Source organism: Burkholderia pseudomultivorans (assembly GCF_001718415.1).
Taxonomy (GTDB): domain Bacteria; phylum Pseudomonadota; class Gammaproteobacteria; order Burkholderiales; family Burkholderiaceae; genus Burkholderia; species Burkholderia pseudomultivorans_A.
This window is the reverse complement of record NZ_CP013377.1, coordinates 50,155-67,961: the sequence shown is the minus strand read 5'-3', so window position 1 is coordinate 67,961 and position 17,807 is coordinate 50,155. Positions and strand designations below refer to the sequence as shown.

Sequence of the window (17,807 nt, the reverse complement as noted above, 5' to 3'; positions counted from 1 at the left end):
CGTCGCCGGTCTGCCCTGCTTCACCTGTGTTCACCGGCGCGCTGCCGCGCCCCGCTCAATGCGAATGACTCGGTACCTCCGCGCCGCGCGTGCCGACCAGGAAGTCGAGGTCGCAGCCCTCGTCGGCCTGCAGCACGTGATCGATGTACAGCCGCGCGTAGCCACCCTTGCCGAGCTGACCCGCGACGCCGGGTGCGGCGGACGGATCGAGGTCGGACAGCCGGCGTTGCAGTTCGTCATCCGTAATGTCGAGATGCAGCGTGCCGGCGTCGCAATCGAGCTCGATCCAGTCGCCGTTGCGGACCGCCGCCAGCGGGCCGCCGGCCGCCGCCTCCGGCGCGACGTGCAGCACGACCGTGCCGTACGCGGTGCCGCTCATCCGCGCATCCGAGATGCGCACCATGTCTTTCACGCCCTGCCGCAGCAGCTTCGGCGGCAGGCCCATGTTGCCGACCTCGGCCATGCCCGGATAGCCGCGCGGCCCGCAGTTCTTCAGCACGAGGATCGAGCTTGCGTCGACGTCGAGCGATTCGTCGTTGATCGTCGCCTTGTAGTGATCGAAGTTCTCGAACACGACGGCGCGGCCGCGATGCTTGAGCAGCTCCGGGCTCGCCGCCGACGGCTTGAGCACCGCGCCGCGCGGCGCGAGATTGCCGCGCAGGATCCGGATCCCGCCGTCGGCGATCAGCGGCCGGTCGAGCGGACGGATCACTTCCTCGTCGTAGTTCGGCGCGTCGCGCACGTTGTCCCACAGCGACTTGCCGTTGACCGTCAGCGCGTCGGGATGCGGCAGCAACCCGGCTTCGCCGAGCCGGCGCAGCACGGCCGGCAGGCCGCCCGCGTAATAGAACTCCTCCATCAGGAAGCGCCCCGACGGCATCAGGTCGACGATCGTCGGCGTGTCGCGGCCGATGCGCATCCAGTCTTCCAGTTCGAGCGGCACGCCGATGCGCCCCGCGATCGCCTTCAGGTGGATCACCGCGTTGGTCGAGCCGCCGATCGCCGCGTTCGCGCGGATCGCATTCTCGAACGCCGCGCGCGTCAGCACCTTCGACAGCACGAGCCCTTCGAGCGCCATCTCGACGATGCGGATGCCCGACATGTGCGCGAGCACGTAGCGGCGCGAATCGACGGCCGGTATCGCCGCGTTGTGCGGCAGCGCGACGCCGAGCGCCTCGGCCATGCAGGCCATCGTCGACGCGGTGCCCATCGTGTTGCAGGTGCCGGCCGAGCGCGACATCCCGGCTTCGGCCGACAGGAAGTGATGAACGTCGATCTCGCCGGCCTTCAGCGCTTCGTGCAGCTGCCAGACGGCGGTGCCCGAGCCGATGTTGCGGCCTTCGAGCTTGCCGTTCAGCATCGGCCCGCCCGACACGACGATCGCCGGAACGTCGCAGCTCGCGGCCCCCATCAGCAGCGCCGGGGTCGTCTTGTCGCAGCCGGCCAGCAGCACGACCGCGTCGATCGGATTGCCGCGGATCGCTTCCTCGACGTCCATCGACGCGAGGTTGCGCGTCAGCATCGCCGACGGCCGCAGGTTCGATTCGCCGTTCGAGAACACCGGAAACTCGACCGGAAAGCCGCCCGCCTCGAAGATCCCGCGCTTCACGTGCTCCGCGAGCTTGCGGAAATGCGCGTTGCACGGCGTCAGCTCGGACCATGTATTGCAGATGCCGACGATCGGCCGGCCGTCGAACTCGTGATCGGGAATGCCCTGGTTCTTCATCCAGCTCCGGTACATGAAGCCGTTCTTGTCGTTCGTACCGAACCATTGGGCGGAGCGCAGCCTGGGTTTTGTTGCCGACATCGTCAGTCCTGTGGAGGCAAGATACCGGCGCAGTCTAGGTAGAAATTTGATAACCTACCAATGACGTTTTCGCCGTTTCCGATATCCGTTTCTATATTGATATAAACCCGTACGATGCCCGAAGCCAGTCCGTGGGGAAGCCGCGCCCGCCTGAAAACGCGCCAGCTGCTGCTGGTCGTCGCACTTGCCGACGAAGGCAGCATCCATCGCGCGGCGGCCGCGCTGAGCATGACGCAGCCGGCTGCGTCGAAGCTGCTGCGCGAGCTGGAGGAATCGATCGGCGCGGTGCTGTTCGAGCGCCTGCCGCGCGGGATGCGGCCGACGCTGTACGGCGACGCGCTGATCCGTCACGCGCGCGCCGCGCTCGGCAGCCTCGACCAGGCGCGCGAGGAACTGGCCGCGCTGAAGTCCGGCCATCTCGGCCGCGTCGCGGTCGGCGCGATCACGTCGCCGGGCCTGCGGCTCGTGCCGCCGGCCGTCGCCGCCGTGAAGGGCTCGCACGCAGGCATCCACGTGTCCGTCGAAATCGACACGAGCAACGCGCTGCTCGAACACCTCGCGCAGGACAAGCTCGACATCGTGATCGGCCGCCTGTCCGCCGAGCACGACAAGCTGCATCTGCGCTACGAGCCGCTGACGGGCGAGCCGGTCGCCGCGGTGGTGCGACCCGGTCATCCGCTGCTCGCGCACGCGCCGCTCGCGCTCGCCGACGTGCAGCGCGCCGCATGGGTCGTGCCGCCGGCCGGCAGCGTGCTGCGCCATCGCTTCGAGCTCGTGTTCCAGCGCGCGAGCCTCGCGCCGCCGGCGAACGTCGTCGAGACGGCCGCGCTGCTGTTCATCACGCAGGTGCTCGAGCAGAGCGACATGATCGCGGTACTCGCGGAGGACGTCGCGCTGTACTACGCGCGACACGGGATCGTCACGGTGCTGCCGCTGGAGATGGATTGCCGGATGGACGATTTCGGGATCATCACGCGCACCGACCGGCTGCACTCGCCGGCTGTGACCGTGATGGCCGACGCGATTCGCGCGTCGGCGCGCGAGGTGTACGACGCCGCACCGTGACGCGACGCCGTCATGCCGTCATGCCGCGGCAAACTCGATCGTCGGCTCGCAGCGGATCGGGAAGTTGACCGAGTTCGCGATATAGCACTGCTCGTGCGCCGCGTGATGCAGATGTTCCGCCACGGCGGGATCGTCGCCGGCGCGAATCGTCACGCGCGGGCGCAGCACGATTTCGGTGAAGCGGCCCGGCGCGACGCGGTCGACCATCGTCCCTTCCGCCTCGTCGACGTAGTCGAGCACGCGGATGCCGGCATCCGCGCACAGGTGCAGATACCACAGCTTGTGGCACGCCGAGACCGACGCCAGCAGCAGGTCTTCGGGGTTCCACCGCGACGCGTCGCCGAGGAAGGCCGGATCCGACGAACCGGGAATGTCCGGCTTGGCGCCCGCGCGAATCAGATGATCCCGCCCGTACGCGCGATAGCCGGACGTGCCGGTCCCGCGATTGCCCGTCCACTGCACTTCGACACGATATGTGTGCTCGCCATGCGCCATCTCGCTCTCCTTCGAGGTCGGAATCCACGGACGCCATTTTGGCACCGGACGGCCGTTTGGTATACCATTATTCCAAATTGAGGAACGCGCAAGATGGAAGCCAGACTCGACTCCACGGCGGACACGGTGGCCGCATCGCTGCGGGAAATGATCATCAACGGCGAACTGCAGGCCGGCGAGCGGCTCGTCGAACGCGACCTGGCCGAGCGCTTCGGGATCAGCCGGATTCCGATGCGCGAGGCGATCCAGCGCCTGGAACGCGAAGGACTGCTCGATATCTTCCGGAATCGCGGCGCGGTCGTGCGAATGCTGAGCGCATCGGACGTGCGGGAAATCTACGACATGCGCGTGCTGCTCGAAGGCGACGCGATCTATCGGAGCGTGAAGCGGCTCGACGACGAGACGCTCGCGCGCGCCGAACTCGTCCATCGCCTGCTCGGCGACGCGAGCGCGCCGCACCGGCAGGGCGAGCTGAATCGCGAATTCCATGCGCTGCTGTATTCGTGCTGCGGCAACGCGCGTCAGTTGAAGGCGATCGGCGAATTGCGCGGCCAGGTCGAACGCTACGAACGCCTGCAAGCCACCTTGCTCGCCGATACGCCGTCGTTCCAGGTCGAGCACGAGGCGATCCTGCAGGCCTGCCGGGCGCGCAATGCGCGCGCCGCCCGTGCGATGACCGTCGCGCATCTCGATTCGGCAAGGGAGATCGTGATGCGGCTCGTCGCAGGCGGCTGACGCCGCGTGCGCTACTTCGCGCCCGGCACCCGGCCGGTGCTGGCGCGCACCACCAGCCGCGGCGGCGAGGCGGTGCGCACGCGCCGCGCCACGTCGATCGGGCCGTCTGCGTGGCGCAGCGCGTTGAGCAGTTCGACCGCCAGATCCGCGGCTTCCTCGGTCGGAATCGCGACGGTCGTGAGCGCGGGCCGCGTCTCGCTCGCGAGACGAATATCGGTGATGCCGATGACCGACAGGTCGTCGGGCACGCGCCGCCCGCGGTCGGCGGCCGCGTGCATCGCACCGATCGCCGGCAGGTCGTTGGTCGCGACCAGCGCGGTCAGCCTCGGATGGTCGTCGAGCAAGCGGCTCGCGGCGCGCACGCCGCCCTCGATCGTGTCGGGTTCGCTCGCGAGCGCCGACGCGTCGAGCCCGGCTTCGCGCATCGCATCGAGAAACCCGTCGTAGCGCGCCGCCTGCACGCCGTTGCGGCTGCCGCCGACGATCACGCCGATCTCGCGATGGCCCAGCTCGATCAGATGCCGCGTCGCCAGCCGCCCCGCCTCGCGGAAATCGACCGTGACGCACGGCAACGCGTCCGGCGGCGCATCGGGCCGCTCCCACATGCACAGCACGACCGGCACGCCGCGCCGTGCGGTCTCCAGCAGGTCGGGCAGGTGCAGGTTCGCGTTGGTCACGAGAATGCCCTCCGAGATCGTCCCCGCGATCTGGTCGAGGTACGCGCGGCCTTCCTGAGGATCGTCGTTCGTATTGCAGATGATCAGGAACTGGCCGTTGCGGCGCACCGCGCGTTCCACGGCCAGCGCGAACTCCGGATAGAACGGATTGGCGATGCTCGACACCATCAGCGCGACCGTCGGCGCGCGCCCTTCCGCCAGCGCCCGCGCCGCGAGATGCGGCCGGTAGCCGAGCGCCTGCACGGCCTCCAGCACGCGCGCACGCGTGGCTGCGCCGACCCGGCCGCGATCGCGCAGCACGTTCGACACCGTCGCGGCCGTCACGCCGGCGCGGCGCGCGACTTTCTCCAGGGTTGCCATGGTTGACTCACTATATGGGACATCGATCCAGTATTTGCTTCGCTCACCGAAGCGGCGCACTATCGCCGCACACCCAGCGCGCCCGACCGACGGGGCGCGACTCGGCCGCGATCGCCTGTCGCTTCTTTTTTGATCGCGGTGATTAAGCGCTTAATCAAGCATCAACGCGCATTAGAACATGGAGCGGAGACAATGGCGAGCATCTCGATGCGCGGCGTGCAGAAAGCCTACGGCGAGCACGCCCCGGTCATACGCGACGTCGATCTGGAAATCGGCGCGCACGAGTTCTGCGTGTTCCTCGGGCCGTCCGGCTGCGGGAAGTCGACGCTGCTGCGACTGATCGCCGGGCTCGAGGACCTGAGCGCGGGCGAGCTGTCGATCGACGGCCGGCGCATCGACGACGTGCCGGCCGCCGAGCGCGGCGTCGCGATGGTGTTCCAGAGCTACGCGCTGTTTCCGCACATGACCGTCTACGAGAACATGGCGTTCGGCCTGAAGCTCGCGCACACACCCAGGGCCGAGATCGACCGGAAGGTGCGCGACGCCGCGCGCATCCTGCAGCTCGACACGCTGCTCGAACGCAAGCCGAAGGCGCTGTCAGGCGGCCAGCGGCAGCGCGTCGCGATCGGCCGCGCGATCGTGCGCGAGCCGGGCGTGTTCCTGTTCGACGAGCCGCTGTCGAACCTCGACGCGGCGCTGCGCGGCCAGACGCGCATCGAGATCGCACGCCTGCACCGGCAGTTCGAACGCGCGAGCGTCGTCTACGTGACGCACGACCAGACCGAGGCGATGACGCTCGCCGACAAGATCGTGCTGCTGCACGCCGGCGCGGACACCGCGCAACACGGCAGCATCGCGCAGGTGGGCGCGCCGCTCGATCTCTATCACCGTCCGGCCAGCCGCTTCGTCGCGGGCTTCATCGGTTCGCCGCGGATGAACTTCCTGCCGGCCGTCGTCACCGCGTGCGATCCGCAGCGCACGACCGTCACGCTCGCGCCGTCCGGGGAAACCTTCGTGCTGCCGCGCGACGGCACGGCGCTGCATCCCGGCAGCGCCGTCACGCTCGGCATCCGTCCCGAACACCTGACGCTGGGCGCCGCGTACGCCGCCCCCGACGCCACCGCACTCGCACGCGACGTCGCGCTCGTCGAACGGCTCGGCGAACAGACCTACGTGCACCTCGATGCGCCCGGCGGCGCGCCGTTCATCGCGAAGGTGCCCGGCGACGCGCAGGTGCGGCCGGGCGAGCGCGTGCAGCTGCACGCCCCGGCCGCGGCCTGCCACCTCTTCACCGAAGACGGCCGCGCGGTGCCCGCGTGCGCCGACCTCCACGTTCACCACTACGCATAAGGATCGGGCATGCGCCTCGGAGTCTGCTACTACCCGGAACACTGGCCGGAAACGATGTGGGCGGGCGACGCCCGCCGGATGAAAGCGCTCGGCATCGAGCAGGTGCGGATCGCCGAATTCGCGTGGAGCCGCATCGAGCCGTCGCCGGGCGAATACGACTGGGGCTGGCTCGACCGCGCGATCGACGTACTCGGCGCGGCCGGCCTCGACATCGTGATGTGCACGCCGACCGCGACGCCGCCGAAGTGGCTGGTCGATCGCCATCCCGACATCCTCGCGATCGGCGCGGACGGCCGGCCGCGGGCGTTCGGCTCGCGCCGCCACTACGACTTCTCGTCGCCGACCTATCTCGAGGCGTCGCGCCGCATCTGCACCGCCGTCGCCGAACGCTACGGCCGCCACCCTGCCGTGCGCTACTGGCAGACCGACAACGAACTCGGCTGCCACCAGACCGTCGTCAGCTACTCGCCGGCCGCGCTCGCAGGCTTCCGTGCCTGGCTGAAGGCGCGCTACGGCACCATCGACGCGCTGAACCGCGCGTGGGGCACCGTGTTCTGGAGCATGGAGTATCGCGACTTCGGCGAGATCGACGCCCCCGTCGGCACCGTGACCGAGGCCCACCCGTCGCATCGCCTCGACTACCGGCGCTTCGCGTCGGACGAACTCGCGCGTTATCACCGGATGCAGGTCGACGTGATTCGCGCGCATTCGCCGGGCCGCCCCGTCGCGCACAATTTCATGCAGCTGTTCACCGAATTCGACCATTACGACGTGGCGCGCGACCTCGACATCGCGACCTGGGACAGCTATCCGCTCGGCGCGCTCGAGGAGCAATGGTTCGCGCCCGACGTGAAGGCGCGCTGGCTGCGCACCGGCCATCCGGACTTCGCGTCGTTCAACCACGACCTGTATCGCGGCATGTCGAAGCTGCCGTTCTGGGTGATGGAACAGCAGCCGGGGCCCGTGAACTGGGCGCACTGGAACCCGGCGCCGCTGCCCGGCATGGTGCGCCTGTGGAGCTGGGAAGCGTTCGCGCACGGCGCGGGCTGCGTATCGTATTTCCGCTGGCGGCAGGCGCCGTTCGCGCAGGAGCAGATGCACGCCGGCCTGAACACGCCGGACGACCGGCTCGACCAGGGCGGCCGCGAAGCGGAACGCGTCGCCCGCGAGATCGCGACCGTGCGCGACGCCGCCGCGGATGCGGACGGCCCGGTGCGTGCGTCCGTCGCGCTGATCTTCGACTACGAGGCGAAGTGGCTGTTCGAGGTGCAGCCGCAAGGCGCGGATTTCCACTACCCGCGTTTCGCGTTCGAGTATTACTCGGCGCTGCGCTCGCTCGGCTTCGACGTCGACGTGATCGCCGCCGATGCGCCGCTCGACGGCTACCGGCTGATCGCCGTCCCGCCGCTGCCCGTCGTGCCGGACGATTTCGCGGCGCGGCTCGCGGCATCGGGCGCGCACGTCGTGCTCGGCCCGCGCACCGGATCGAAGACGCCCGACCTGCAGATTCCGCCCGCACTGCCGCCGGGCCCGCTCGCGTCGATCCTGCCGATCCGCGTGTGGCGCGTCGAGTCGCTGCGGCCGAACCTGACCGAGCGGGTCGACGGCACGCTGCGCGACGGCACGCCGCTGACCGGCGAGGCGCGCCACTGGCGCGATCTCGTCGAGCTGCGCGACGCCGCGCGCACGGATGTCCGCGCGCACTTCGTCGACGGCCATCCCGCGTGCGTGTCGCACGGCACGCTGCACTACTGGGCCGCGCTGTTCGACGATGCGACGACGGCACGCCTGTTCGCCGACGTCGCGGCCGATGCCGGCCTCGCACCCGCGCCGCTCGACGACGGCGTGCGCGTGAGCCGGCGCGGCGGCCTGACCTACGTGTTCAATTACCGCGCCACGCCGTACACGATCGACGCGGTGCCGCCGGCGGCGTTCGTGCTCGGCGGCGCGCAGGTCGAGCCGCAAGGCGTCGCCGTCCATCGCAGCGCCACCTGACGCATCACCCCACCGGCGCCGCCGCGCGCCGGTCACGACAACGACACATCGGACTGGAGACACCCATGATCCATCGCTCCCTTCGCCTCGCTGCCCGGCTCGCCACGGCGGCCGCCGTCGCGCTCGCGTCGTTCGGCCTCGCCGCATCCGCCGATGCGGGCACGCTGACGATCAATATCGCGTTCAAGGGCGCAAGCCAGCGCGCCGTGTGGCAATCGACGCTCGACGCGTTCCGCAAGGCGCACCCCGACATCGACGTGAAGGCGACCTTCGTCGACGAGGAGGCGTACAAGGTGCAGTTGCCCGCGTGGCTCACGACCGTCGCGCCCGACGTGGTGAACTGGCACGCCGGCGAGCGGATGGCGTACTACGCGAAGCGCGGGCTGTTCGAGGACCTGAGCGGCGACTGGGCGAAGAACGGCTGGGGCGCGATGTACGCGTCGACGCGCGACGCGTCGTCATACAACGGCAAGCAGTACGCGGCGCCGACCGTCTATTACTCGTGGGGGCTGTTCTACCGCAAGGACCTGTTCCGCAAGGTCGGCATCGCCGACGAGCCGAAGACGTGGGAGCAGTTTCTCGACGCGTGCAGGAAGCTGAAGGCGGCCGGCATCACGCCGGTGGCGGTCGGCGGCCGCGACGCGTGGACGCTCGCCGGCTGGTTCGACTATCTCGACCTGCGCCTGAACGGCAACGCGTTCCACCAGCAGCTGATGGCCGGCGACGTGCCGTACACCGACCCGCGCGTGAAGAAGGTCTACACGGCCTGGAAATCGCTGATCGACGACGGCTACTTCATCGACAATGCGCTGTCCTACGATCTCGACGGCGCGCAGCCATTCCTGTTCCAGGGCAAGGCCGCGATGATGCTGATGGGTACCTTCATCGCCGCCGGCTTCCCGCCGAACGTGAAGCCGGAAATGGGCTACTTCCGTTTCCCGATCATCGATCCGAAGGTGCCGACCGCCGAGGACGGCCCGGTCGAATCGCTGCACATTCCGACCAGGGCGAAGAACAAGGCCGACGCGCACACCTTCCTCGCATTCGTCGAAACGCCCGAGATGGGCGCGAAGCTCGCCGAAGGGCTCGGCTCGCTGTCGGCCAACAGCCAGTCTCCCGAACCGGCCGATCCGATCTCGCGCATCGGCTTCCGGATCCTCGCCGATACCAAGGGCGGCGTCGCGCAGTTCTACGACCGCGACATGACCAAGGAAATGGCCGACGAAGGGATGAAAGGGATGCAGCAGTTCGTCGCGAACCCGTCGCAGCTCGACGCGGTGCTCGCGCAGCTCGAGCAGACCCGCAAGCGGATCTACAGGAAGTAAGCCGGTGGGCCGCGCGGCGGCGTTGCGCCGCTGCGGCCGTCCGTTCGTACGCTCGTTCAGGAGCCTTGCCGTGTCCAGTCCGATTTCGTCCCGACCGCTCGAATCGCCCGCCGGCCGCCCGGAGCCGACGCGCCAGCGCGCCGCCGCCGTCGCGTCGTCCGCGCGCCGCCCGTCGCCCGCCGTGCGGCGGCAACGGCGCGCCGCGTGGCTGTTTCTCGCGCCTGCCTGCGCGATGGTGGCCGTCTATGTGATCTGGCCGATCCTCTCCACGCTGTGGCTGAGCCTCTACAACTGGGACGGGATGACCGAGCGCACCTTCGTCGGCGTCGCGAACTACGTCGAGCTGCTGCATGCGCCGACCTTCTACACCGCCCTGCGCAACAACGTGATCTGGCTCGCGCTGTTCATGCTCGCGCCGCCGCTCGGCCTCGCGCTCGCCCTGTACCTGAACCAGGCGGTGGCCGGCATCCGGCTCGTGAAGTCGCTGTTCTTCGCGCCGTTCGTGCTGTCGGGTGTGGTCGTCGGGCTGATCTTCTCGTGGTTCTACGATCCGACCTTCGGGCTGCTCGCGCTGATCGCCGGACACGGCATACCGGTGCTCGGCGACGCGCGCTACGCGACGTTCGGCGTGGTGTTCGCCGCGCTCTGGCCGCAGACCGCGTACTGCATGATCCTGTACCTCACCGGCCTCACGTCGCTCAATCCGGAACAGATCGAGGCGGCCCGGATGGAAGGCGCGCGCGGCTTCGCGCTGCTCTGGCACGTCGTGCTGCCGCAACTGCGGCCGACGACCTTCATGGCGATCGTCGTCACGGTGATCGGCGCGCTGCGCAGCTTCGACCTGATCTCGGTGATGACGGGCGGCGGCCCGTTCGAAAGCTCGACCGTGCTCGCGTATTACATGTACGACCAGGCGATCAAGTACTACCGGCTCGGCTATTCCGCGTCGATCGCGGTCGTGCTGTTCGCGATCATGCTCGTCTACATCGTGTTCCAGTTGCGCCGCCTGCTGCGCAACGAGCAATAACCCGACCGGTGGCCATCATGTTTCCGACTCCCGTTGCCCAATGGAAGCCCGTCTCGCGGCGGCTGTACAAGCTGTCGCTGCCCGTCGCGCTGCTGATCTGGCTGCTGCCGATGATCGCCGTGTTCGTCACGTCGGTGCGCTCGACCGAGGAACTGGTCGAAGGCCACTACTGGGGCTGGCCGCGACATTTCTCGATGATCGAGAACTACCGCGATGCGCTGACGACGTCGCCGATGCTGCATTACTTCTGGAACAGCGTGCAGATCACGGTGCCGTCCGTCGTCGGCTCGATCGCGCTGGCGGCGATGGCCGGATTTGCGCTGGCGACGTACAGGTTTCGTGGCAGCACGGCGCTGTTCGGGACGTTCGTTGCGGGGAATTTCGTGCCGGTGCAGGTGTTGATGATCCCGGTGCGCGATCTGTCGTTGCGGCTCGGCGTGTTCAATACGGTCGAGGCGCTGATCCTGTTTCACGTCGCGTTTCAGACCGGGTTCTGCACGCTGTTCCTGCGTAACTTCATCAAGCAGCTGCCTTTCGAGCTGATCGAGGCGGCGCGGATCGAGGGGGCGGGAGAGTGGACAGTGTTCTGGCGAATCGTGCTGCCGCTGATCCGGCCGGCGTTGGCCGCGCTGGCGATCCTCGTGTTCACGTTCGTGTGGAACGACTACTTCTGGGCGCTGTGTCTGACGCAAGGCGACGAGGCCGCGCCGATTACCGCGGGCGTTGCCGCACTCAAGGGACAATGGACGACGTCGTGGAACCTCGTGTCGGCCGGGTCGATTCTGGCGGCGCTGCCGTCGGTCGCGATGTTCTTCGCGATGCAGAAGCATTTTGTGGCGGGGCTGACGTTCGGTGCGACCAAAGGTTGAGCGGGGCCCGCCCGTCTCGGTGTCTCTTACTCTCCCCATCGAGAGGTTGCCCGCTTCGGCGGGCTTTTTTTGCGCTTCTGGACGTCTCGCCGCGCGCCGGCCCCGGTGCTGACCGTCGGTCGCTACACCCGCCCCGCCCCTTTCTCCCGCAATCGCACATCCACCGCCCCGAGGTTCTTCTCATGCGACACGAGCATCTGCGTCAACGCACGGTGCAGGTCGGGATCGTCGAGCGTCGGCAGCAAGGCCTGCAACTTCCGCACGACCCACCGCTGCCCGCGATTCAGGAACGCCAGCCGCTCCGGCAGATCGTCGATCGCCATCGCCTTCTCGTAGAACGCGCCCGTGGCATGCGTCGGCGTCGCGTCGAGCGACCGGATCGCATCGACCAGCACCGCGCACCAGTGTGCTTCGTCCTGACGGATGCCGGCGACGAGCCGGTGAAGTTCGGGGTCGCCGATCGTCGCCGCCGTCTCCGACGCGACGCGCGCGCCGGCGCGCTCCGCCTCCAGCAGTTCGTTCAGCAACGCGAGCAGCGCATCGCGCTGCGCATCGGCCTGCGCCGGACTGTCGTCCGGGCGCGCGTCCTGGGTGGGATCGGGACGGGCAGCGTGCCCGTCGCCGGAGTTCCGGTTCGACATGCGACGTCCTCCGTATCGGAAAGGTGGCGCGCCGGCTCGTGCGCTGCCGTTCCGCGACGCGCTGCGGCGCACGCGGCCGGCGCGCGCCGCAGGCGGGCGGCAGCAGGCCACAGGAGAAATGGATTCCAGTGTGACATAGCAATGTGACGGGCGTTTTCAGGCGACGAAACGCGCATGACGCTCGTCAACCGAAGCTGCGGCGCGCACCCGATCGTCAGGTCCAGCCTTCGAGCCGCAACGTCGACCGCACCAGCCGCTGCTCCTCCTGCTCGATCTCCCTCAGATACTCGACGCACTGGCGGATATGCTCGCTCGCGGCCTTGCGCGCCTGCTCGGGCAGCCGGCCCGTGACCGCGTTGTAGAGCCGCGCGTGCTGACGGTCGATCTGCTTTTTCAGCGGCTCGCGGTGATAGAGATTGTTGACCGACGCGAACACCGAGCTGAGCAGCAGGTCGGTCAGCGACTGCAGCGTATTGACGAGCACCGGGTTGTGCGACGCCTCGCAGATCGCCAGATGGAACGCGTGGTCGAGCTTTGCGCGCGCGGCCGGATCGAGGTCCTGCGCGTCGGCCGCGGTCATCTCCTCGTAGCGGCGCGCGATCAGGATGAAATCGGCCGGCGTGCCGCGCAGCGCGGCGAGCCGTGCGGCCTCGGCCTCCAGCATCCCGCGCACCTCGAACAGGTCGTACAGCGTGCGCGGCTGCGAGCCGAGCAGATGCATCATCGGCGTGATCTCGCGCTGCGGGGTCAGGCTCGCGACGAACGAACCCTTGCCGTGCGTCGTGTCGATGATCCCGCGCGCACGCAGCAGCTTCATTCCTTCACGCACGGCCGTGCGCGACACGCCGAGCTTCTCGGTCAGCCGCCGCTCGGACGGCAGCGCCTGCCCTGCCTTCAGCACGCCGTCGACGATCAGCTTCTCGATCCGCTCGGCGACGACGTCGGCCACGTGCCGCGCCGGCCCGCGATTTTCCTGCATTTCCATACTGGTATGACCACTCTGGACGGACTGCGTCGATTTTCTCACAAACGCTTGTCCTGATTCAGTTTGACGGCAATTTTGTCAGCCGTTTCAAGGCCCCTTCCGAAAAACTGGTATGACCACGCACGCCACGTCTGGACAGGCCTGCGCGACCCGCCAAGAATGCCGTCCATCCGGCGCGCCGCGCATTGCGCGGCCGCCTGCATGGTGGAGACGGAGACAAACGATGAGTTTCACCTACGACGAACGGATCGACGGCCCGCTGGCGACCGTCGACCGCGCCACGCTCGTCGCCGCGCTGCATGCGGCGTCGCCCGGCCTCGACGTGCTGCACGATCGCGAGGCGCTGAAGCCGTTCGAATGCGACGGCCTTGCCGCGTACCGCACGGTGCCGCTCGCCGTCGTGCTGCCCGACACGGTCGAGCAGGTGCGCGCGGTGCTGCGCGTCGCGGCCGCGCACGGCGTGCCGGTGGTCGCGCGCGGTGCCGGCACCGGGCTGTCGGGCGGCGCGATGCCGCTCGAAAAAGGCCTCCTCCTCGTGATGTCGAAATTCAACCGGATTCTCGACCTCGACCCCGACGCCGGCACCGCACGCGTGCAGCCCGGCGTGCGCAACCTCGCGATCTCGCAGGCGGCCGCGCCGTACGGGCTCTACTACGCGCCGGACCCGTCGTCGCAGATCGCCTGCTCGATCGGCGGCAACGTCGCTGAAAACGCGGGCGGCGTGCATTGCCTGAAATACGGGCTGACGGTGCACAACATCCTGAAGGTCGAGATCCTGACGATCGACGGCGACACGCTGACGCTCGGCGCCGACGCGCTCGACGCGCCCGGCTTCGACCTGCTCGCGCTGTTCACCGGCTCGGAAGGGATGCTCGGCATCGTCACCGAAGTAACCGTGAAGCTGCTGCCGAAGCCACCTAGCGTGAAGGTGCTGATGGCGAGCTTCGACGACGTCGGCGCGGCCGGCGGCGCGGTGGCGCGAATCATCGGCGCGGGCGTGATTCCCGGCGGCCTCGAGATGATGGACAACCTCGCGATCCGCGCGGCCGAGGATTTCATCCACGCGGGCTACCCGGTCGACGCGCAGGCGATCCTGCTGTGCGAACTCGACGGCGCGGCGAGCGATGTCGACGAAGACGCGGAACGCGTCGCCGCGCTGCTGCGCCAAGCGGGCGCGTCGGAGATCCGCGTCGCGCGCGACGAAGCCGAGCGCCAGCGCTTCTGGGCCGGCCGCAAGAACGCGTTCCCGGCGGTCGGCCGCATGTCGCCCGACTACTACTGCATGGACGGCACGATCCCGCGCCGCGAGCTGCCGCGCGTGCTCGAAGGCATCGCCGCGCTGTCCGCCGAATACGGGCTGCCGGTCGCGAACGTGTTCCACGCCGGCGACGGCAACATGCATCCGCTGATCCTGTTCGACGCGAACCGGCCCGGCGAACTCGATCGCGCGGAAGCGCTCGGCGGGCGGATCCTCGAACTGTGCGTCGCGGTGGGCGGCAGCATCACCGGCGAGCACGGCGTCGGCCGCGAGAAGATCAACCAGATGTGCGTGCAGTTCGACGCCGACGAGATCGCGTTCTTCCACGCGGTGAAGGCCGCGTTCGATCCGCAGCGCCTGCTCAATCCCGGCAAGAACATCCCGACGCTGCACCGCTGCGCCGAATTCGGCGCGATGCACGTCCATCACGGCAAGCTGCCGTTTCCCGAACTGGAGCGCTTCTGATGCGACGCGAATTCGAATCGATCGACGACAGCGCGGCGCTGATCGCCCAGGTCGCCGCCGTGATCCACGATCGCCAGCCGCTGCAGATCCGCGGCGGCGGCACGAAGGCGTTTCTCGGCCGCACCGCCGAACCCGCGGGCCGCACGCTCGACACGCGCGCGCATCGCGGCATCGTCGGCTACGACCCGACCGAGCTCGTCGTCACCGCGCGCGCGGGCACGCCGCTCGTCGATCTGGAAGCCGCGCTCGACGCAGCCGGGCAGATGCTGCCGTGCGAGCCGCCGTCGTTCGACGGCGCGGCGACGGTCGGCGGGATGTTCGCGGCCGCGCTGTCGGGCCCGCGCCGTCCGTGGGCCGGCGCGGTGCGCGACTTCGTGCTCGGCTGCCGCGTGATCACGGGCGAGGCGAAGCACCTGCGCTTCGGCGGCGAGGTGATGAAGAACGTCGCCGGCTACGACGTGTCGCGCCTGCTCGCCGGCAGCTTCGGCTGTCTCGGCGTGGTGACCGAGGTCTCACTGAAGGTGCTGCCGAAGCCGCGCGCGACCTGCGACCTCGCGCTGGCGCTCGATGCGGACGACGCCGTGCAGCGCGTCGCCGCGTGGCGCCGCGCGGGCCTGCCGCTCGCGGGCGCGTGCCATGTCGACGGCGTATTGCGGGTGCGCGTCGAGGGTGGCACGGGCTCGGTGCGGGCCGCGCGCGACACGATCGGCGGCGACCGCGCGGACGACGACGCGTTCTGGTCGCGGTTGCGCGACCTCGCGCTGCCGTTCTTCGACGATCCGCGCCCGCTGTGGCGCGTGTCGGTGCCGGCCGCCGCGCCGCTCGACACGCTGCCGGGCGCGCGGCTGGTCGACTGGGGTGGTGCGCAGCGCTGGCTGAAGACCGACGCCGCGCCGGCCGACGTGCAGCGGTTCGCCGCGCAGGCGGGCGGCCACGCGACCTGCTTCACCCGCGGCGTGACGGACGCGCCGTTCCAGCCGCTGCCGCCCGCGCTGCTGCGCGTGCATCGGCAGCTCAAGGCGCAGCTCGACCCGCACGCGATCTTCAACCCCGGGCGCCTGTACGCCGAATTCTGACGCCGAACGCCGAAGCGAACCGACGATGCAAACCAATCTCAGCGAAGCAAGCAAGGCCCTCGCCCGGGCCGACGAAGCGGAAGCGATCCTGCGCGCGTGCGTGCACTGCGGCTTCTGCAACGCGACCTGCCCGACCTACCAGGTGCTCGGCAACGAACTCGACGGGCCGCGCGGCCGCATCTACCTGATCAAGCAGATGCTCGAAGGCGAGGCGTGCGGCGAACGCACGCAGCAGCACCTCGACCGCTGCCTCGCGTGCCGCAACTGCGAAACGACCTGCCCGTCCGGCGTGCGCTACCACACGCTGCTCGACATCGGCCGCGCGGAAGCCGAGAAACGCGCGCAGCGACCCGCGCGTGAGCGGCTGCTGCGCGCGGGGCTGCGCCACGTGGTGCCACGCCCCGCTACGTTCGCCGCGCTGCTGAAGGCCGGCCGCGCGCTGCGCCCGCTGTTGCCCGGCACGCTGCAGGACAAGATTCCGGCCGCCGTACCCGCGGCTGCGCCGCGCCCGGCGCCGCGCCATGCGCGACGCGTGCTGATGCTGGAAGGCTGCGTGCAGCCGGCGCTGTCGCCGAACACCAATGCGGCCGCCGCGCGCGTGCTCGACCGGCTCGGCATCAGCGTGACGCCGGCGCGCGAGGCCGGCTGCTGCGGCGCGACCGAATACCACCTGAACGCGCAGGACGCGGGCCTCGACCGCGCACGGCGCAACATCGACGCGTGGTGGCCGGCGATCGAGGCCGGCGCCGAAGCGATCGTGCTGACGGCCAGCGGCTGCGGCGCCTTCGTCAAGGAGTACGGCGACCTGCTGCGCTCCGACCCCGCGTATGCGGACAAGGCGCGCCGCGTCAGCGCGCTCGCACGCGACCTCGCGGAAGTGATCGCGGCGGAACCGCTCGCTGCGCTCGCCGCGCAGGCGCCGCGCCGCATCGCGGTGCACTGCCCGTGCACGCTGCAGCATGCGCAGCGCCTCGGCGGCGCGGTCGAGCGGATCCTGGCACGGCTCGGCTTCGACCTGACGCCGGTCGCCGACGGCCATCTCTGCTGCGGCTCGGCCGGCACCTATTCGCTGACGCAGCCCGAACTCGCGACGAAGCTGCGCGACAACCGGCTCGACGCGCTCGAAGCCGCGCGGCCGGACCTGATTGTCACGGCCAACGTCGGCTGCCAGACTCACCTGAACGGCGCGGGCCGCACGCCCGTGCGCCACTGGATCGAGCTGGTCGACGACCGGCTCGTCAACTGACCGCGGATTGCGGAGGAACATGATGCAGACGAAACCCGAACTCGAATTCGCCGACGCCGACCGCATGCTCGCCGCCGCCCGCGCGGAAGCCGAGCGCCACGGCTGGTGCGTGTCGATCGCGATCGTCGACGACGGCGGCCACCTGCTTGCGTTCGCACGCCTCGACGGCGCGTCGCCCGCGAGCGCGAGCATCGCGCAGGAGAAGGCGCGCGCGGCGGCGCTCGGCCGCCGCGAAACGAAAGCCTATGAGGATATGATCAACAACGGCCGCACCGCGTTTCTCAGCGCGCCGCTGACGGGCTTGCTCGAAGGCGGCGTGCCGGTCACGGTCGGCGGCCGGATTGCGGGCGCAATCGGCGTGTCTGGCGTAAAGTCCGAACAGGATGCGCAGATCGCCCGCGCCGGCACACAAAGCGTCGCGGCCTGATCCG

Annotated in this window: 15 protein-coding genes and 1 pseudogene; 11 read left to right on the top strand and 5 right to left on the bottom strand. The window is 69.4% G+C overall.

The features are described 5' to 3' along the window. Positions 1 to 55 precede the first annotated feature (55 nt). Positions 56 to 1,807, bottom strand: a complete 1,752-nt coding sequence (locus tag WS57_RS00255) for an IlvD/Edd family dehydratase (protein ID WP_009689646.1) — start codon at positions 1,805 to 1,807, stop codon at positions 56 to 58. Between the two features lie 114 nt (positions 1,808 to 1,921). Here WS57_RS00255 and WS57_RS00250 point away from each other — a divergent pair, with 114 nt between their 5' ends. Then, positions 1,922 to 2,872 (top strand): LysR substrate-binding domain-containing protein, encoded by a 951-nt coding sequence (locus WS57_RS00250; RefSeq protein ID WP_059481954.1) that lies wholly within the window; start codon positions 1,922 to 1,924, stop codon positions 2,870 to 2,872. Positions 2,873 to 2,890: 18 nt separating this feature from the next. Here the strand turns inward: WS57_RS00250 and WS57_RS00245 are convergent, their stop codons facing one another. Next, on the bottom strand, positions 2,891 to 3,367 hold the full coding sequence (locus WS57_RS00245) for an OsmC family protein (protein ID WP_009691064.1): 477 nt from the start codon (positions 3,365 to 3,367) through the stop codon (positions 2,891 to 2,893). A gap of 93 nt (positions 3,368 to 3,460) precedes the next feature. Between WS57_RS00245 and WS57_RS00240 the strand changes: the two genes are divergently transcribed. Continuing rightward, a complete protein-coding gene (locus WS57_RS00240; RefSeq protein WP_009691063.1) occupies positions 3,461 to 4,102 on the top strand; it encodes a GntR family transcriptional regulator in 642 nt (213 codons plus the stop codon). Between the two features lie 11 nt (positions 4,103 to 4,113). On the opposite strand, the gene WS57_RS00235 is transcribed toward WS57_RS00240, so the two are convergent. After that, a complete protein-coding gene (locus WS57_RS00235) occupies positions 4,114 to 5,139 on the bottom strand; it encodes a LacI family DNA-binding transcriptional regulator (protein ID WP_059512984.1) in 1,026 nt (341 codons plus the stop codon). 192 nt (positions 5,140 to 5,331) lie between these two features. Between WS57_RS00235 and WS57_RS00230 the strand changes: the two genes are divergently transcribed. From WS57_RS00230 to WS57_RS00210, 5 genes are all read left to right on the top strand, one after another. After that, complete coding sequence (locus tag WS57_RS00230) at positions 5,332 to 6,489, top strand: ABC transporter ATP-binding protein (RefSeq protein WP_059512982.1); 1,158 nt, start codon at positions 5,332 to 5,334, stop codon at positions 6,487 to 6,489. A 9-nt stretch (positions 6,490 to 6,498) separates the two neighbouring features. Next, a complete protein-coding gene (locus tag WS57_RS00225; RefSeq protein WP_059512980.1) occupies positions 6,499 to 8,484 on the top strand; it encodes a beta-galactosidase in 1,986 nt (661 codons plus the stop codon). 65 nt (positions 8,485 to 8,549) lie between these two features. Then, positions 8,550 to 9,809, top strand: a complete 1,260-nt coding sequence (locus WS57_RS00220; RefSeq protein WP_059512978.1) for an ABC transporter substrate-binding protein — start codon at positions 8,550 to 8,552, stop codon at positions 9,807 to 9,809. A gap of 70 nt (positions 9,810 to 9,879) precedes the next feature. Then, a complete protein-coding gene (locus WS57_RS00215) occupies positions 9,880 to 10,836 on the top strand; it encodes a carbohydrate ABC transporter permease (RefSeq protein WP_059513041.1) in 957 nt (318 codons plus the stop codon). A 17-nt stretch (positions 10,837 to 10,853) separates the two neighbouring features. Further along, on the top strand, positions 10,854 to 11,705 hold the full coding sequence (locus tag WS57_RS00210; protein ID WP_059512976.1) for a carbohydrate ABC transporter permease: 852 nt from the start codon (positions 10,854 to 10,856) through the stop codon (positions 11,703 to 11,705). Positions 11,706 to 11,827: 122 nt separating this feature from the next. On the opposite strand, the pseudogene WS57_RS00205 reads toward WS57_RS00210, so the two are convergent. Both WS57_RS00205 and glcC read right to left on the bottom strand, forming a co-directional pair. Then, positions 11,828 to 12,262 (bottom strand): annotated as a pseudogene (locus WS57_RS00205) (DUF6306 domain-containing protein); the annotation flags it as partial. Positions 12,263 to 12,560: 298 nt separating this feature from the next. Then, positions 12,561 to 13,331 carry a transcriptional regulator GlcC gene (gene glcC, locus WS57_RS00200; RefSeq protein WP_059512972.1) on the bottom strand — a complete coding sequence of 257 codons (771 nt, stop codon included), beginning with the start codon at positions 13,329 to 13,331 and terminating at the stop codon, positions 12,561 to 12,563. 223 nt (positions 13,332 to 13,554) lie between these two features. Between glcC and glcD the strand changes: the two genes are divergently transcribed. Genes glcD through WS57_RS00180 form a run of 4 tightly spaced genes read left to right on the top strand, consistent with a single transcriptional unit; the run spans position 13,555 to position 17,803 of the window. Further along, complete coding sequence (gene glcD / locus WS57_RS00195) at positions 13,555 to 15,054, top strand: glycolate oxidase subunit GlcD (protein WP_059512971.1); 1,500 nt, start codon at positions 13,555 to 13,557, stop codon at positions 15,052 to 15,054. Continuing rightward, on the top strand, positions 15,054 to 16,130 hold the full coding sequence (gene glcE, locus WS57_RS00190; protein WP_059512969.1) for a glycolate oxidase subunit GlcE: 1,077 nt from the start codon (positions 15,054 to 15,056) through the stop codon (positions 16,128 to 16,130). Before glcD ends, glcE begins: the two co-directional genes overlap by 1 nt. Before the next feature lie 25 nt (positions 16,131 to 16,155). Then, positions 16,156 to 17,376 (top strand): glycolate oxidase subunit GlcF, encoded by a 1,221-nt coding sequence (glcF, locus tag WS57_RS00185; RefSeq protein ID WP_069243598.1) that lies wholly within the window; start codon positions 16,156 to 16,158, stop codon positions 17,374 to 17,376. Between the two features lie 22 nt (positions 17,377 to 17,398). Further along, positions 17,399 to 17,803 carry a GlcG/HbpS family heme-binding protein gene (locus WS57_RS00180; RefSeq protein ID WP_069244317.1) on the top strand — a complete coding sequence of 135 codons (405 nt, stop codon included), beginning with the start codon at positions 17,399 to 17,401 and terminating at the stop codon, positions 17,801 to 17,803. Positions 17,804 to 17,807: the final 4 nt, after the last annotated feature.

Bases quoted from the DNA above. Each gene is read 5' to 3' on its own strand.
- WS57_RS00255 (WP_009689646.1), bottom strand. From the start codon at position 1,807: ATGTCGGCAACAAAACCCAGGCTGCGCTCCGCCCAATGGTTCGGTACG.
- WS57_RS00250 (WP_059481954.1), top strand. From the start codon at position 1,922: ATGCCCGAAGCCAGTCCGTGGGGAAGCCGCGCCCGCCTGAAAACGCGC.
- WS57_RS00245 (WP_009691064.1), bottom strand. From the start codon at position 3,367: ATGGCGCATGGCGAGCACACATATCGTGTCGAAGTGCAGTGGACGGGC.
- WS57_RS00240 (WP_009691063.1), top strand. From the start codon at position 3,461: ATGGAAGCCAGACTCGACTCCACGGCGGACACGGTGGCCGCATCGCTG.
- WS57_RS00235 (WP_059512984.1), bottom strand. From the start codon at position 5,139: ATGGCAACCCTGGAGAAAGTCGCGCGCCGCGCCGGCGTGACGGCCGCG.
- WS57_RS00230 (WP_059512982.1), top strand. From the start codon at position 5,332: ATGGCGAGCATCTCGATGCGCGGCGTGCAGAAAGCCTACGGCGAGCAC.
- WS57_RS00225 (WP_059512980.1), top strand. From the start codon at position 6,499: ATGCGCCTCGGAGTCTGCTACTACCCGGAACACTGGCCGGAAACGATG.
- WS57_RS00220 (WP_059512978.1), top strand. From the start codon at position 8,550: ATGATCCATCGCTCCCTTCGCCTCGCTGCCCGGCTCGCCACGGCGGCC.
- WS57_RS00210 (WP_059512976.1), top strand. From the start codon at position 10,854: ATGTTTCCGACTCCCGTTGCCCAATGGAAGCCCGTCTCGCGGCGGCTG.
- glcC (WP_059512972.1), bottom strand. From the start codon at position 13,331: ATGGAAATGCAGGAAAATCGCGGGCCGGCGCGGCACGTGGCCGACGTC.
- glcD (WP_059512971.1), top strand. From the start codon at position 13,555: ATGAGTTTCACCTACGACGAACGGATCGACGGCCCGCTGGCGACCGTC.
- glcE (WP_059512969.1), top strand. From the start codon at position 15,054: ATGCGACGCGAATTCGAATCGATCGACGACAGCGCGGCGCTGATCGCC.
- glcF (WP_069243598.1), top strand. From the start codon at position 16,156: ATGCAAACCAATCTCAGCGAAGCAAGCAAGGCCCTCGCCCGGGCCGAC.
- WS57_RS00180 (WP_069244317.1), top strand. From the start codon at position 17,399: ATGCAGACGAAACCCGAACTCGAATTCGCCGACGCCGACCGCATGCTC.